18 protein-coding genes are annotated in these 15093 nt (G+C 61.6%); 7 read left to right on the forward strand and 11 right to left on the reverse strand.

Going from position 1 to position 15093, the window contains the following annotated elements; all coding sequences use genetic code 11:
• Window positions 1–61 precede the first annotated feature (61 nt).
• Window positions 62–544, reverse strand: coding sequence for a transcription elongation factor GreA (gene greA, locus J3O30_RS13475; RefSeq protein WP_207580818.1), 483 nt, complete (start codon window positions 542–544; stop codon window positions 62–64).
• A 221-nt stretch (window positions 545–765) separates the two neighbouring features.
• Between greA and J3O30_RS13480 the strand changes: the two genes are divergently transcribed.
• Window positions 766–1479 (forward strand): MgtC/SapB family protein, encoded by a 714-nt coding sequence (locus J3O30_RS13480; RefSeq protein ID WP_207580819.1) that lies wholly within the window; start codon window positions 766–768, stop codon window positions 1477–1479.
• Window positions 1480–1509: 30 nt separating this feature from the next.
• Here the strand turns inward: J3O30_RS13480 and J3O30_RS13485 are convergent, their stop codons facing one another.
• The 3 genes from J3O30_RS13485 to J3O30_RS13495 are packed head-to-tail and all read right to left on the reverse strand — an operon-like array spanning window position 1510 to window position 2232.
• Entirely contained in the window at window positions 1510–1695 is a 186-nt protein-coding gene (locus J3O30_RS13485; protein ID WP_207580820.1) for a DUF3008 family protein, read from the reverse strand.
• 40 nt (window positions 1696–1735) lie between these two features.
• Window positions 1736–1945, reverse strand: coding sequence for a DUF2945 domain-containing protein (locus tag J3O30_RS13490; protein WP_207580821.1), 210 nt, complete (start codon window positions 1943–1945; stop codon window positions 1736–1738).
• Window positions 1946–1998: 53 nt separating this feature from the next.
• On the reverse strand, window positions 1999–2232 hold the full coding sequence (locus J3O30_RS13495) for a DUF2171 domain-containing protein (RefSeq protein WP_207580822.1): 234 nt from the start codon (window positions 2230–2232) through the stop codon (window positions 1999–2001).
• 277 nt (window positions 2233–2509) lie between these two features.
• On the opposite strand from J3O30_RS13495, the gene J3O30_RS13500 reads away from it, so the two are divergent.
• Both J3O30_RS13500 and J3O30_RS13505 read left to right on the forward strand, forming a co-directional pair.
• Window positions 2510–2710, forward strand: a complete 201-nt coding sequence (locus tag J3O30_RS13500) for a hypothetical protein (protein ID WP_207580823.1) — start codon at window positions 2510–2512, stop codon at window positions 2708–2710.
• A 294-nt stretch (window positions 2711–3004) separates the two neighbouring features.
• Window positions 3005–4027, forward strand: coding sequence for a GlxA family transcriptional regulator (locus J3O30_RS13505; RefSeq protein WP_207580824.1), 1023 nt, complete (start codon window positions 3005–3007; stop codon window positions 4025–4027).
• 62 nt (window positions 4028–4089) lie between these two features.
• On the opposite strand, the gene J3O30_RS13510 is transcribed toward J3O30_RS13505, so the two are convergent.
• Window positions 4090–5421: a diguanylate cyclase gene (locus tag J3O30_RS13510; RefSeq protein ID WP_207580825.1), complete on the reverse strand. Its 1332-nt coding sequence runs from the start codon at window positions 5419–5421 to the stop codon at window positions 4090–4092.
• 183 nt (window positions 5422–5604) lie between these two features.
• Window positions 5605–6435, reverse strand: coding sequence for a response regulator (locus J3O30_RS13515; RefSeq protein ID WP_037078243.1), 831 nt, complete (start codon window positions 6433–6435; stop codon window positions 5605–5607).
• A gap of 403 nt (window positions 6436–6838) precedes the next feature.
• On the opposite strand from J3O30_RS13515, the gene J3O30_RS13520 reads away from it, so the two are divergent.
• A complete protein-coding gene (locus tag J3O30_RS13520; RefSeq protein WP_207580826.1) occupies window positions 6839–7819 on the forward strand; it encodes a squalene cyclase in 981 nt (326 codons plus the stop codon).
• Between the two features lie 49 nt (window positions 7820–7868).
• Here J3O30_RS13520 and J3O30_RS13525 read toward each other — a convergent pair whose 3' ends face one another.
• Window positions 7869–8393 carry a DUF6428 family protein gene (locus tag J3O30_RS13525; RefSeq protein WP_207580827.1) on the reverse strand — a complete coding sequence of 175 codons (525 nt, stop codon included), beginning with the start codon at window positions 8391–8393 and terminating at the stop codon, window positions 7869–7871.
• 42 nt (window positions 8394–8435) lie between these two features.
• Here J3O30_RS13525 and J3O30_RS13530 point away from each other — a divergent pair, with 42 nt between their 5' ends.
• Genes J3O30_RS13530 through arsC form a run of 3 tightly spaced genes read left to right on the forward strand, consistent with a single transcriptional unit; the run spans window position 8436 to window position 9947 of the window.
• Window positions 8436–8792 (forward strand): metalloregulator ArsR/SmtB family transcription factor, encoded by a 357-nt coding sequence (locus J3O30_RS13530; protein ID WP_207580828.1) that lies wholly within the window; start codon window positions 8436–8438, stop codon window positions 8790–8792.
• Between the two features lie 37 nt (window positions 8793–8829).
• Window positions 8830–9528, forward strand: a complete 699-nt coding sequence (locus J3O30_RS13535; protein ID WP_207580829.1) for an MIP/aquaporin family protein — start codon at window positions 8830–8832, stop codon at window positions 9526–9528.
• Window positions 9525–9947, forward strand: coding sequence for an arsenate reductase (glutaredoxin) (gene arsC / locus J3O30_RS13540; protein ID WP_207580830.1), 423 nt, complete (start codon window positions 9525–9527; stop codon window positions 9945–9947). Before J3O30_RS13535 ends, arsC begins: the two co-directional genes overlap by 4 nt.
• A 9-nt stretch (window positions 9948–9956) precedes the next feature.
• On the opposite strand, the gene J3O30_RS13545 is transcribed toward arsC, so the two are convergent.
• The 4 genes from J3O30_RS13545 to J3O30_RS13560 form a co-directional block, all read right to left on the reverse strand.
• Window positions 9957–10223, reverse strand: coding sequence for a hypothetical protein (locus J3O30_RS13545; RefSeq protein WP_017994411.1), 267 nt, complete (start codon window positions 10221–10223; stop codon window positions 9957–9959).
• 112 nt (window positions 10224–10335) lie between these two features.
• On the reverse strand, window positions 10336–12870 hold the full coding sequence (locus J3O30_RS13550) for a mechanosensitive ion channel family protein (protein WP_207580831.1): 2535 nt from the start codon (window positions 12868–12870) through the stop codon (window positions 10336–10338).
• A 178-nt stretch (window positions 12871–13048) separates the two neighbouring features.
• Entirely contained in the window at window positions 13049–13600 is a 552-nt protein-coding gene (locus J3O30_RS13555) for a DUF924 family protein (protein ID WP_207580832.1), read from the reverse strand.
• 302 nt (window positions 13601–13902) lie between these two features.
• Window positions 13903–14967 carry a histidine kinase dimerization/phosphoacceptor domain -containing protein gene (locus tag J3O30_RS13560; protein ID WP_207580833.1) on the reverse strand — a complete coding sequence of 355 codons (1065 nt, stop codon included), beginning with the start codon at window positions 14965–14967 and terminating at the stop codon, window positions 13903–13905.
• Window positions 14968–15093 lie beyond the last annotated feature (126 nt).

The raw sequence follows: 15093 nt of genomic DNA on the forward strand, positions 1-15093 counted from the left end.
ACCATTTTTCATAACAATTATTGCGCATCGTCAAACTCGGCGCCGCTTTGAGTATCCCGCCCTACGCGATAGCGATGATCTGCAGCTCATGGCTACCTGTCTCCACCACATCGCCGACAGCCTTGCCCATCAGCAACCGCGCCACCGGCGACACATAAGAAATCGATCCGGCCTTGGGATCGGCTTCGTCCTCGCCGACGATCCGATAGGTCTGCACGCGCCCGTCGTCGCGGCTGAAAGTCACCGTGCTGCCGAAGGCGACAGTGTCGGTTGACGCAGGGTCAGGCATGAGCTGGGCGTTGCGGAGCCTCGCCGCGAGATAGCGCAGGTCGCGCAACGGTCCCGCCGCCTGCCGCCGTCGTTCGTTCACGTCTTCGATGACACTCGCGGCATCATAGGCCAGGCGAGCCTGCTGGAACAGTAGTTCCAGAGCCTTCAACCCTGCCTCCGTCACCAGGTTCAGATGCGGCGAAACCGGACGATCGGGCAGCAGGGTTTCCGAAGCGGTTTCGAAACTCTCTTCCTTGGTGAATGCGACGGCCAATTCTATACTCCGTTTTGGGCGCGGTGCGCTTATAGCTGACGGGGAGGTTCTCCCCATCCAAAACATACATACACCCGCCGCAGACGAACCGCCAATCTTGGCTCATCGGCAACGCGGAACGTCCCGCGCCGCATGGCGTTTAGACCCGTGACGCATCATGGCCGAGGAGGATCAATGCCCGGCGAACAGCGGAAAGCCCGCGATATAACCCGGAGCGAAACATGCCTTCGTTCCTGACCGACGCCATGCCGCTGACACCGAGCTGGTGGGACATCGCCGCGCGCATCGCGCTGACGGTGATCGCCGGCGGCCTCATCGGCCTCGACCGCGAGCGCGGCGGCCATGCCGCGGGCTTCCGGACGACGATCCTGGTGGCGCTTGCCGCCTGCGTTGCGATGGTCCAGGCGAACCTGCTTCTATCGACCTACGGGAAAACACTGAGTTTTTTCACCCAGATGGACGTGCTGCGCTTTCCCCTCGGCGTCCTGACCGGCGTCGGCTTCATCGGCGGCGGAGCGATCCTCAGGCGCGGCGACATGATGACTGGCGTCACCACGGCGGCGACCCTGTGGTTCATGACCGTGGTCGGCCTCTGCTTCGGCGGCGGCCAGATCGTCACCGGGACCGTCGCAACCGTCATCGCCGTCATCGTGCTGTCGCCGCTGAAACGCCTGGACACCTGGCTGCGCTGCGAACGCAAGGCGACGCTCGTCGTCTATGGCTCGAGTTCTGATATTCCCGACCTTTCGGATGTGCTGGGACCTCTTGAATGCAGCGCATCGTTTGTCTCGTTGGGACAGGCCGAAGATGGCCGCACCGGGGTGACGTTCGAATTGCGCTGGCTGGCGAAAGATCCGGACGCATCCGCACGCGCAATCCTCTTCGCCGTCTCCGAGGCGCACGAGGTCGCGAATTTCTCGATGCCCACGACATAAGCCGGACGCCCCGCCATCGCGGCGCCCTGCCTATTTGGGGGCGTGCTCCGGTTTGCCCTTTCTTTTGGTGGATGCAAATTCCTCGAGCTGTTTTTCGCTCATGGACTCGACCATCTGCTTGGAGGCGCCCTTGAGCTCTTTCTTGGGCGTCTCGCCACGTTTGGCCGACAGTGCGGCGCCCGCCGCCTTCTGCTGGGCCTTGGACTTGGCTGGCATATCGATCTCCTTATGCTTGTGATGAGGCGCCGAGTTGGCCTCAAAGCTTCCTGAGTTCATCGGGCTTGTGTGCGGCCCGCTTTCCCGATTTGTCGCTTTCCACGATATACTGGGGTTCCGCCGCCGACGCCTTCACCTTGTGGCCCTTGATCTTCGTCTGGCTGATCTGCTTTTTGACCACCCTGCCCTCGGTCTTTCCCTGGCTGGTGTCCCAGCTCACGTCGTCGCCCTTCCTCAATTGCTTGGACATGCGAGGCTCCTTACGGCGAGGAGGCTGCGGCAAAAGCCGCAGCCGACCGCCCGTCAGTTAATAGTGGCCCACTGGGTGCGAACATCCCTGGCGTTCTTTGACAGATGAACATGCGCATCGACGTGATCGACCCAGTCGATCGGGATCAGGTGGTGCTTGCCGTCCTCCGAGCCGGTCTTCGCCAGCTTGATGCGCGTGGGTCCGTCGAGATGATCGACTGTCCCCATATGGGTGCCATCGGCAGCCCGCACTTCCATATGTTCACGGATCTGATCTGCGGAAATCATGGTTTCCTCCTTTGCATCATTGTCAGGTACGAAGCGGCAACGACGTGGAGCGGACTTGGTTCCGAGTCATCTCGCCGTGCCCCGATTTGGCATTTTGCAACCCCGCAGCGGTCAGCTCTTCCGATCGGCGGGCGCACGGCGATCGTTCAATATCTCTGATGTTATCCATAAACTCTATTCGTTTGAATGATGAGTTCCGGGAGCCCATATTGTGATTACGGACATGGACGAAACCTCCCATCGAGACCATGCCCCTGACCCAAGAAAGGATCTGGACATGACCACGCTCATCTATCGGGGTGCTGGCAAGACCCTCACCTCCGGCGAAGGCCGCTTCGATCTGGCACATTATGCCCGCAGGCTTGTGCTCGCTTGGACGCGCTGGCAGACGGCTCGCGAAATCGAAGCCATGCCCTTCGACATCCGCAAGGACATCGGCTGGCCGAGCACGGACGACAACAAACACCGGACCGTGTAATGAATGCGACATTTCTCCCAAGATGAGGCGGCGTCTGCCTACTGCAACGCCGCCTTTCTCATGGGCTGACCGTCCATTCCCAGGCCGTTTTCGATCTTGAATTTCAGATGCCTATCAGCCTGTTCGTTGCCCTTCCCACGCCCCTTCCGGGGGTTTGACCGGCTAGATCTCAGGCGATGTCGCATATTTGCTCTTCCCGGCCGCATTTTTCCATGCCAGTGTCGCTTTCAGGACATCGGCGCGACGCAATCCGCGCAACGAATGTGTCATCGCCCCTCGAGCATGGATTTCGCTATGAACAGGATGCAGATCAAGAAGCGTTCGCTGGTCTTCTTTATGGTACCGCAATTCACCATGCTGCCCTTTTCGGCGGCCGTGGACACCTTACGCATCGCCAATCGCATGCTCGGCTATCAGGCCTATACCTGGCGGCTCGCCTCCCTCGACGGGGAGAAGGTCTATTCCTCCTGCGGCATCGGCGTCGAGGCGAATTCCTCGCTGGCCGAGGAGCGCCGCCATCTCGGCGGCGAAAACCGGCCGGGCATGGTGCTCGTCTGTTCCGGCATCGATGTCGAGCAGTTCAACAACAAGTCGGTCAATGCATGGCTGCGCGAATGCTATAATCGCGGCGTTGCCGTCGGCAGCCTCTGTACGGGCGCGCATGTGCTGGCCCAGGCCGGCCTGCTGAACGGCAAGCGCTGTGCCATCCACTGGGAAAATCTGCCGGGCTTTTCGGAAGCCTTCCCGCAGGCCGAGGTCTATGCCGATCTCTACGAGATCGACGGCAATCTCTATACCTGCGCCGGCGGCACCGCCTCGCTCGACATGATGCTCAACCTCGTCGGTGAGGATTTCGGCGAGAGCCTCGTCAACCGCATCTGCGAGCAGCACCTGACCGATCGCGTGCGCAATCCGCATGACCGCCAGCGCCTGCCGCTGCGCGCCCGTCTCGGCGTGCAGAACGCCAAGGTGCTGTCGATCATCGAACTGATGGAAGGCAATCTGGCCGAGCCGCTATCGCTGATCGAGATCGCCGATGGCGCCGGCCTCTCACGCCGCCAGATCGAGCGGCTGTTCCGCCAGGAGATGGGCCGCTCTCCGGCCCGCTACTATCTGGAAATCCGCCTCGACCGCGCCCGCCACCTGCTGGTGCAATCCTCGATGCCTGTGGTCGAGGTTGCCGTCGCCTGCGGCTTCGTCTCGGCTTCGCATTTCTCCAAGTGTTATCGCGAACTCTACCATCGCTCACCGCAACAGGAGCGTGCCGAGCGCAAGATGACCATGGCGACCGCGCGCCAGCAGCCGGTCGCGGCCTGAGAGTTTGAAAAAACAGAGACTGCCGCCTGAAATGAAACGGCGGCGGCTCGCCCAGGATGGCTCTACTGCGCCGCCTCTTCCGTCATCTTGGCGTCCGAATAGACCTGGTTGCGGCCCCGGTGTTTGGCCATGTAGAGGAATTGGTCGGCGGCGTTGAGATAATTCTCGAAGGTCTCGTAGCCGCCGATCTCGGCGATGCCGATCGAAATCGTGACACCGAGTTCCTCGTCGTCTGCCGTGACCTTCAACCGAGAAATATCCGAGCGGATCTCGTCGCAGAGCTTGGTCGCCGCAAGGGAATCCATCTGTGGGAAGAGGATGGCGAATTCTTCCCCGCCAAGCCGCGAGAGAAGATTGTCGCTGCCTTCGAAGATCGTGAACAACCTGTTTGCGACAGCCTTCAGCACCTTGTCGCCGATCTCGTGGCCATAGGTGTCGTTCAGTCGTTTGAAATGGTCGATATCGAGAATCGCCACCGAACTCGGCACTTTCAGCCGCAGGCACTCGTTCACCAGCTTCGGGCCATTGTCGTAGAAATAGCGGCGGTTATAGAGGCCGGTCAGGTAATCGCAGGCCGCCGCCGCCCTGAGTTGCCGCATCTGCGCCAGCGTTTCGGCATTGTTGGCGATGCGGCATTGCAGTTCTTCGGCGACGAAGGGCCGGTAGACGAAATCGCTGGCGCCGGCTTTGAGGAAACTCGCCGAAAGCATGCGGTCGTTGGAGGAGGAAACGCCGATGACGCGCAGCCTGTCCGAACCGAAGCGATGGCGGATACGCCGCGTCAACTCGTAGCCGCTCATATCGGGCATGTGGTGGTCGGTGACGACCAGTTCGATATCGCTGTAGGCCTCAAGTGCGGCCAGCGCCTCGAGCCCCGAATTTGCCTCGACGACGAGATATTGCTGCGCCTTCAGGAGGTCAACCAACACCTGGCGCACCGAGACGACATCATCGACGACGAGCACCCGCGTCTTGCGGTTGGAGATCGCCCGTCGGACGGTGGCAACGAGATTGTCGAGCGCGAATTCATTGTCCTTCAGCACGTAATCGATGACATTGCGCTCCATGATCCTGTTGCGCGTATTGACATCGAATGTCGCGGTGAAGACGATCGCCGGGATATCGTGCTCGATCGTACAGTCGAGCGCTTCGCCATAGGGCGAATCCGGCAGGTTGAGGTCGACCACGGCCATGGTGTAGCCGTGACCGTCCTCGGCAAGTTCTTTGCGAAGAGCCTTCAGCGACGGGCAGGATTTGACCGCAAGGCCAAGCTCGGTCTGGAACCGATGGCAAAGCACGGCGGAAAACATCCGGGAATCTTCAACCAGAAGTATTTTGAGCCCGCCGGAGCGCAGCCCGATGCCATCTCGCTGAAAATCCGCTTGAAAAGCCACAGCCGCTACTCCCCCATGCGTCCGATGGCCTCGACTCGGCCCTTTCCCCGGCGGGGCGGACGATAACCGAGAGGGCTGCGCGCGTGAAGGGGGCAAATCGCGGCGTTACTTGTAATTGCAGAAATTCGACGACGGCCTGTTTCCGTCATCTCCGCCCCTATGGCGATGATACTGGAAGGGCCTTCAGGCAACCGCCCGCTCCCTGCGCATCGACTGGATTTGCAGCAGCGTATCGAGGTTCTGGTTGACGCGGCAGTAGAACTCCTCGTCGATGAAGGGACGCAGCATGAAATCATTGCCGCCGGCCTTCAGGAAACGCGCCGAAAGCAGCCGGTTCGACGAGGAGGAAACGCCGATGATGCGCAGCTCGTGCGAGCCGATACTGGAGCGGATACGCCGCGTCAGCTCGAAGCCGTCAATGTCGGGCATATTGTAGTCGGTGATCATCAGGCCGATATCGCGGTTGGCCTTCAGGATCTCCAGCGCCTTGCCGCCGTTCTCGGCGACGCTGACACGGAAATTATACCGCTTCAACCGGCTCGACAGCAGCGCGCGGGCCGTCGCGCTATCGTCGACGATCAGCACGTGGTGACGATGATTGGTCAGGAACCGGCAGATCGATTCCGCCAGAAGGTCGACGGCGAAGATATTGTCCTTGAGGATATAGTCGACGATATCCTTGGCCATCAGCTTGTCGCGCATGCTTTCATGGAAGGTGCCGGTAAACACGATGGTCGGGATGGAAAGATCGACCAGATATTCGAGCGCTTCGCCGTTTTCGGCGCCGGGCAGGTTGATGTTCGAGATTGCCAGCGTGATCGGATCTGAAGACTTGTCATAGGAAACCTGCAACTCCTCGAAGCTGCGGCAGATCTCGACGTCGATGTCGAACAGCTCCTTGAGGCGTTTGCTGATCATCGAGGTGAATACGTTGGAATCTTCCGCGACAATAATACGCGCGCCAGCAAACATTTCCCCGGAATATTGCATCCCCGAAATACCTAGAAACGCCATAGCAAACCTTTGATGTAAATTCTGTCCCCGGATCAAATTGGTACATCAATTAATTTGAATAATTCTTAATCAGCACGGCTGGATATAAAACGAAGAAGCAGCCCGATGGGGCCGCCTCCGTTTTCTTGCAAATATGATTAAGAAAGTAGTCGCGAAGCGCCGCATTCTCGGTATCGAACGGGCTCCCGTCGCCACAGTCGCTCGGCACGCCGATCAACTCTCCAGCCATACGGCACACCGAACAGCCCTCATCCCGAGGTGCCCTGTGGGGGCCTCGAAGGACGGCGGCGGATGACTGGTCGCAGAGGTGAGACGCCCACTCCCGCGCGCCCATTGGCTGGCAGCGCCCGGCCGAAGCGATTATAAACGGGCCATCAAACCCGACCCGCCGAGAGGTTCGCCCATGACCCAATCCGACCCGGTGATCGAATGGCTTCTCGATTCCGACCCGTCGATCCGATGGCAGGTGATGCGCGATCTGCTCGACGCCCCGGATCGGAAGTGGATGGCCGAGCGGGCCAGGGTGGAGACGGAGGGCTGGGGTGCCAGACTGCTTGCCTGCCGAGACGAGGACGGGCAATGGGCGGGCGGCGCCTTCCTGCCCGCCGGTTTCGACCCTCGCGAGTGGCATGAGCACGGCCAGCCATGGATGGCAACGACCTTCTCGCTGTCGCAACTCAGGGAATTCGGTCTCGATCCCGCCTGCGCGCAGGCCAGGCACACCGTCGCATTGATCGGCGCCAATGCCCGTTGGGAAGAAGGCGGCCAGCCCTATTGGGAAGGCGAAGTCGAAGAATGCATCAACGGCCGCACCGTGGCCGACGGCGCCTATTTCGGGATCGACATCTCACCGATCGTCGACAGGCTGGCCGGCGAGCGCCTCGCCGACGGCGGCTGGAACTGCGAGCGAACCCGTGGCTCGGTTCGGTCGTCTTTCGCTACCACCATCAACGTCCTGGAAGGGCTGCTGGAATTCGAGAAATCGACCGGCGGCACGCCCCGATCCCGCGAAGCGCGCGGAAGGGGCGAGGAATTCCTGCTCGAGCGCAGCCTCTTCCGTCGCCTCGGAACCGGCGAGCCCGCCGACAAAAATTTCCTGCAGTTCCTGCACCCGAACCGCTGGCGCTACGACATCCTGCGTGCGCTCGACTATTTCCGCGCCAGCGCTATCCTCACCGACACCGCTCCCGACCCGCGCCTCAGCGAGGCGATCAACCACCTTCGTACCCGACGCCTTGAAGATGGCCGCTGGCCGCTCGACCGGAGCCCGCCGGGGCGTGTGTGGTTCGAAGTCGACGACGGACAAGGTAGGCCCTCACGATGGGTGACGCTCCGGGCGCTGCGGGTGCTTAGATGGTGGGGTACCCAAGCATCAATCGCTTGACGCGGCGAGCCGCTGCCTTGCCGAGCACAATGGTGAAGTGTGAAGCTCTCTAGGCGCAGCAGCGGCTCCGTACCGTGTTGGGGCCGCAGCAGGCGACGTCCGTTTTGCTTTCCTCCTCCAGCCAACGATCGCGCGGCTTGCAGCTTGCCGGCCGCGGTAAAAGCATGACGTGGACGGCACCAGCACTGAGAACCGGCCTCGCTGCGCGATAGAGCTGCATCGGCCGCACGCCGTCGCTGACTTCGAAGGTGAGCTTGGCAGAACCGTCGAGCTGCACATGCTCCGTCACCTTGCGGACGATGGAACAGAACTTGCCGGCCGGCATGTGCTTTCGGTCGCCTTCATCGATGTCCCAGAGCTGGATGAAGATTTCGGTCCAGGCCTCGGGATTGGCGCCGCAATCGAGGCCCGCGAATTGGCCCGCCTTGACCTCGGTGACATGATAGCCTGATTTCACCGCCCGACCGTCAGAATAGAAAACCAGCGGCGCGTCCTTTTCGTCGGCGAGCATATCCAGCAGGAGGCCGAGACTGATATCATTCTCTCGGATTTTTCCGTTGTCGATCGTGTCCATATCAGTTAATCCTCATTTCAACGATTCAAGGATTATTGAAATATGGATCAACGTCAAGCCCTCGCCGCTTTCAGTGCGCTTTCGCAGGAAACGCGCCTGCAGATCATCCGCATGCTTGTTGTATCCGGTCCGGACGGCATGGCGGCGGGCGCCATCGCGGAAAAGGCGGAGGTCTCGCCGTCCAACGTCTCCTTCCATCTGAAGGAGCTGGAACGTGCCGGCCTCATTGCCCAGCAGCGCGAATCCCGCTCAATCATCTACACCCCCAATTACGAGGCGCTTGGCGGCTTGATCCGTTTCCTGATGGAAGATTGCTGCGGCGGAAACCCTGAGATCTGTGCGCCGGCTGCTGCCGTCGCCGCGTGTTGTGCACCTGCGATGAAGGAGGACCTGCAATGACCACAGGCACGACCGCAAAACCGGTGACGGCCGATTGATGGCGCCGTTCGATCTGCCGCGCCGGCTGGTCGCAGAGGCCATCGGCACCGCCATGCTGGTCGCGACCGTCGTCGGCTCCGGCATCATGGCGACGTCGCTGACGCAGGATACAGGGCTTGCCCTGCTCGGCAATACGCTCGCGACCGGCGCCATTCTGGTGGTGCTGATCACCACACTCGGGCCGATCTCCGGCGCCCACTTCAATCCCGCCGTCTCGCTGGTCTTTGCAATGTCACGTTCGCTGCCGAAACGCGACCTGACCGGATATGTGCTGGCACAGATTGCCGGCGGCGTGGCCGGGACGATCGCGGCTCACCTGATGTTCGAACTCCCGCTCGTGGAACTCTCCAGCAAGATCCGCACCGGCGGCGCGCAATGGTTCTCCGAAGGTGTGGCGACCTTCGGCCTGGTCGCGGTCATTCTTGCCGGCACCCGGTTCGAGCAGAAAGCGGTGCCATGGCTGGTCGGCCTCTACATCACCGCCGCCTACTGGTTCACCGCCTCCACCTCATTTGCCAATCCGGCCATTGCGCTCGCCCGTTCCCTGACCGACACCTTCTCCGGCATCCGCCCGATCGATCTTCCCGGCTTCTGGCTCGCCGAAATCGCCGGCGCGCTCCTTGCGCTCATTCTTTTCACCTGGCTGCTGCAGCCGGCCGAAACATCGTCAACCCTATCCTCTGAGGCGAAGCTATGAACGTCACCATCTACCACAACCCGGCATGCGGCACCTCGCGCAATACGCTGGCGATGATCCGCAATGCCGGCATCGAACCGACCGTCGTCGAATACGTCAAGACTCCGCCCTTGCGGGAGGAACTGTCTCGGATGATCGCCGATTCCGGCCTCACCGTACGCCAGGCCGTTCGCCAGAAGGATACGCCCTATGCCGAACTCGGCCTCGATAATCCTGACCTCAGCGATGACCAGCTTCTCGACGCCATGCTCGCGCATCCGATCCTGATCAACCGGCCGTTCGTCGTGACACCGCTCGGCACGCGCCTGTCACGGCCCTCCGAGTTGGTTCTGGAAATCCTGCCGGAAACCCACAAGGGCGCCCTCGCCAAGGAAGACGGCGAGAAGGTGCTCGACGCCGGGGGCAAGCGGATCGTCTGATCCGCCCACCTACTTGACGACGGCCGAGCCCTTGACGATGTCGATCGTCTCGCCGCCGTCGAGCCCGATACGGTCTCCGTCGGGCGTAGTCATGAAGCAGCCGGAAGCGCAGAGGTTTTCCGAAGCGCCGGCATCGACCACGACTTCGACGCGCTGGCCGCTCTCGGTGATGACGAGCACCACGGCTGCCGGATCGGTGTTGGTGATGGATGCTGCTTCAGCCGCGGGCGCGGCGAGCAGCGGGACAAGCAAAACGGCGGCAAACCTTGCCATCATGTGCGGCGGCGCGGACGCGCCCTCCCCTCGAACGATCGGTGCTGCCCGCGGCAGCAATCCCGATGGTGGAGATCATGCACATAGACCTGTGAATGATGGCTGAATGAGCCGTTCAGCTCTTCAGGCTGCCATCCGCCGTCCGCCCGCGCAACTGCCGCACCGGCCGCTCCTCGTCCTCGATGGGCTTGTTCTTTGGATCGTCCTGGCCGTCCGTCTGCTCCTTGACGGCATTGGCAAGGACCGGCGCGGCATCGCGATGGATGGTGAGATCGCTCTGCGGCAGCGGGATCTCGATGCCCTCGGCCTTGAAGCGCCGGAGGATCTCCATCCTGAGATTGTTGCGCACCGTCATGCCGTCGCCCATGTCGGCGAGGAAGAAGCGCAGCTCGAAATCCAGGGAATAAGGGCCGAAGCGCAGGAATTCGACATGCGGCTCGGGATTGCGCATGACGAGCGGTATCTTGGCCGTCAGCTCGAGCAGGATATCCATCACCTGCTGCGGATCGGCGTTGTAGCTGACGGAAACCGGAATTTCCGATCGGCCGATCCTGTTGCGATGCGTCCAGTTGCCGACCAGGCCGTTGATCAGCTCCGAATTCGGTACGATGATCGACTGCTTGCGGAAAGTCTCGATCTCGGTGGCGCGCACCGAAATACGTTTGACGATGCCCTCGGCGGTGCCGGAAACGACATGATCGCCGACCTTGAACGGCCGCTCGACGAGCAGGATCAGGCCGGAGACGAAGTTGGAAACGATGTTCTGCAGGCCGAAACCGATGCCGACCGAAAGTGCCGACGCGACAAGCGCAAAGCTCGAGAGATCGATGCCGGCGGCGGAAACGCCGATGATCGCCGCGATACCGACGCCCAGATAGCCGATGCCCGTTTTGACCGAATTGCGCACGCCGAGATCGACATGGCTTCGCGCCATCACATTGCCGTCGAGCCAGCGCTGCAGCCAGCGCGTCAGCAGGTAGACGCCGGCAAACAGCAGGATGCCGGTGCAGATGCCGAGCAGCGAGATGCTGATGCCGCCGAGCCTGACCTCGGTGAACAGCCTATAGGCAAGGATCTGCAGGTCCTGCACATGGAAACCCCAGAGCAGCAGGATCAGCGGGATGCCGACGAGAAGCGCCACGGCATAGATCGCAAGGCCGACGAGCAGACCGGCCTGGTCGATTGCCACCGGGCCCAGTTTGAAGCGGCGCGTCAGGAAGCGCGCGAAGAAGGTGTCGCCAAAGCTTTCCTGCCTGGATATCGCCTTGCCTGAGAGCAGGCCGATATACATGGTGACGACGACCGCGCCGGTGACGATGAGCTGCGTGGCGACGAAGCGCGCCAGCCCCACATAACCGCTCAGCGCGGTGAGGATGAGGCCGCCGCCGACGACGCGCAGGATGATCGCCATGCCGCGCGGCCAATGCCGGCCCGGGGCATCCGGATCGCCATTCTTCGCCAGCATCGGCTTGCCGAACGAGACCGAGATCAGGATCAGGCCGATGATCAACGCGGCAATCAGGCTCCTGACCACGGTTAGCACCAGCGGCGAGCCCATCGTTTCGCCGACGGTCCCGAACAGATAATCGAGCGCATTGACGACGGCCATCGCCAATAGGCAATAGCCGATCGAGCGCGCGCCGAGATTGGAAAGATGAACGAGCCGCCAGCGTGGTTCGTTCGGCGCGAAGATGGCGTTGACGAAGCGACCAACGAAATAAACCAGCCCGATCGCTCCGAACAAGGCCCCGATGACAGGTGCGATGTCGGGCCGCAGAACGTTGAAACTATTGAGAAAGAAGAACGAGGTGACGAGCAGCACCGAAAGCGCCAGGGTCCGGATCAGCGTCGACCAGAAAGCGATCGACAGCCGACCGATATAGGACGGGTTTTCGACAGCTTCGTCGCGGCGCAGATACGAGCCAAACAGCCGGTAGCTGCCGGAGAGCAGGATCAGGGCTGAGGCGAGCGACAGGAAGATCGCGGCAAAAAGTGGAAAACGCTTGAATTTCCAGACGAAGGTGGCCCAGCTCGACAGGGCTTGCATGAACTCGCTGGCCTCATGCACGAAGGCGCTGACGGCATCGTCGAGCACCGAGACCGAAATTTCCGTACGCCTGAGCAGCGTATCGGCAAACAACCGTCGGCGCATCTCGGTGATCTCGTTGACGAGCTTCGTCACCGTGATCGACAGGTTTTCCGCGTCGCCCGTCACCGCGTTGATCTGCGCGCGCTCACCGGCGAGCGCGTTACGCTCCTGGGTGACGATCCCGGCCTCCGGCGGCTGCCCGTCCTTCGGCGGATCGCCGATCTCGGTAAGCCGGTTCTTGATCTGGTCGAAACGCGGCCTGAGATTGACCGATATGGTGATGACGGCGCGGCTAAGTTCGTCGGCCTTGGTCGCAAGGCCGACCAGGGCATCGTCATCCTCGGCATTCTGCTTGACGCCGTCCTGGAGTGCCGTCAGTTGGACCTTGGCATTGTCGATCTCCTTCGTCGCCTGGTCGAGCGGTGTGTCGGCAAGCGGCGCCTGCGCGGCTGCCGATGCCTGCGGCTCCTGCGCGAAGGCCGCAGCACCCTTGAAATGCGCGCCGGCCACCGCCAGCATCAGCAGAAGAATGGTGCGAAGCAGGATCGGTCTCAGCCGCAAAAGCGCCTCCGGAAAGATTATCGTCGGGATAGAATGCCAGCTTGTCATAGCAAAGAAAGGCGACAGAAAGGCGGAAGCTCCTGGAAAGGGTTAAAGCATGTCGCAGCGGTTGCGATAACGACATGCGTAGAACAAAGAACGAAAGCGCGACAAGTGAATCCGAAAGATCGCGGCGCGCTTAGAAACCCGCGCCTGGCGTCGAAAGATAGTCGCGTTCCCTGGCCGTCGACTCCCGTCCTAACATGGCATTGCGGTGCGGAAAGCGGCCATAGGCGGCGATCACGTCGCGATGGCGGATCGCATAATCCAGATATTCCGCGTCGCCGAGAGCGGTGAACAATGCCACCGACCGTTCCTGCTCGCCAAGGTCTTCGGCATGTTCGAACGGCAAATAGAAGAAGGTACGGCAGGCGGTCTCGACCGCCTGATCGCCACCGGCGGCAAGCGCGAGCTTAGCCTCCCGAAGCGCCAGCCCATCGGTCGCGAAGGCCAGCGGCGTGCCGCGATAGATGTTGCGGGGAAACTGGTCGAGCACGATAATGGCCGCCAGCCGGCTTTCCGCATCGGCCCGCCATTCGTCGCTGACACCCGCGGCAAGGGCGAGATGCGTATGGCGGAAGCCTTCGCGGATCTCCACGTCGAGTTCCGGCGGCGGGCGGAACCACAGCTCCCGGCCGCATCGGACGAACCAGAAATCGTAAACTTCCCGCGGCGTACGGATCGTCGTCATCTTCGCTCTCCCTAACGTTAGGCACCTTATGTAGCTTTAGTAAGTTATTGGAGAAGTTGGCGAACAGTGTGCCAAGCAGCCCCTCATCCGCCTGCCGGCACCTTCTCCCCGCCTGCGGGGCGAAGGGGGATAGCGGCAACCCCTCTGTTCCTCACCAGCATTTCGCAGGGCACGTCCCCTCTCCACGTCAGAACGGGGGTCCGAAGGACGGGTCGAGACCCGCGGCTCGGCCCCGGCAGTTAGGGTGAGGGGCAGGCTTCTTGAACTATGGCCGCATTGCGCAATTGCGGCTGCGCAAAACCCTACTTCCCCTCATGCAACGAAAACACCAGCGTCGCCTTCGTACCATCATGCCCGGGATCATAGGCGAAATCCGATTTCAAGCTCGCAGCCATGGCCGTCAAAATACGCGCGCCGAGCCCCGTTCCCCTCGCCGGGCTCTCCGGATCGAACCCCGCCCCATCATCCTCGACGACAACCCTCAACCCCTCGTCCGTCTGATCGACAAATACCCGGATCTCGCCCGGCACGCCGTCCCGATAGGCATATTTGAAGGCATTGGTGACGAGTTCGCTGACGATCAGCCCGAGCGTGATCACCTTGTCGGTCGCCAGATTGACCGGCTCAGCGGTCAGCACGACGCGGTGCGGCCGCTTGTCGTCGCGCATCGAGGCTTCGAGTTCGGTGAGCAGGCTGTTCAGATATTCATCCACCTGGACAGATCCGACCTGCCGGTTGGTATAGAGCCGGCGGTGCACGCTGGCGATGGCGTTGATGCGCATCTGCGTTTCGTGCAGCGCGTCGATCGCCACCTGGTCTTTGGTCATCGAGGATTGCATGCGGATCAGCGCACCGACGAGGCCGAGGCTGTTGGCAATGCGGTGATTGACTTCGGCAAGCAGCATTTCGGCAAGGTCGCGCTGCTGACGGATCACCTCCTGCGCCTGCGCCGTTTCGCGGCGAAAACGCGCCCGCTCCAGCGCCTGTTCGAGGGCAGCGGCGAGCAGGTCGAAATAATCGGCCGAGATTCCCTTGAGCATGTAATCGTCGGCGCCGGCTTTGAGCGCCGCGACCGCGATGCTGGTATCGTCCGAGCCCGTCGCATAGATGACCGGTGGATGATCCGGCAGCGCCGTGATGCAGGGCAGAATGTCGAGGCCGGTCTCGTCAGCCAGGACATGATCGAGCACGACGGCGTCGAAGCCGCCTTTGCCGAGTCTGGCAAGGCCGGCCGCACCGTTCTCAGCCCATTCGACCGAAAAGCCGCGTTGGCCAAGGTTCTTCTGCATCAAGAGGGCGAGCCCCTCGTCGTCGTCGATATAGAGGATGTGGATCAGGGCATCCGCATCGCCGCTAGAATTGCTCATTCCGTCTCCCGGCTTTTTCTCGCAGCGACGACCGCCGGCAAGCGTCCGAGTCGTCCGCATGGCAATGTCGTATTGCATTGGCCGCCCGAGGTAAACAGCGGTTATCCCTCACTCTTGTCGCAGGCG

It is taken from the genome of Rhizobium sp. NZLR1 (assembly GCF_017357385.1).
GTDB lineage: Bacteria > Pseudomonadota > Alphaproteobacteria > Rhizobiales > Rhizobiaceae > Rhizobium.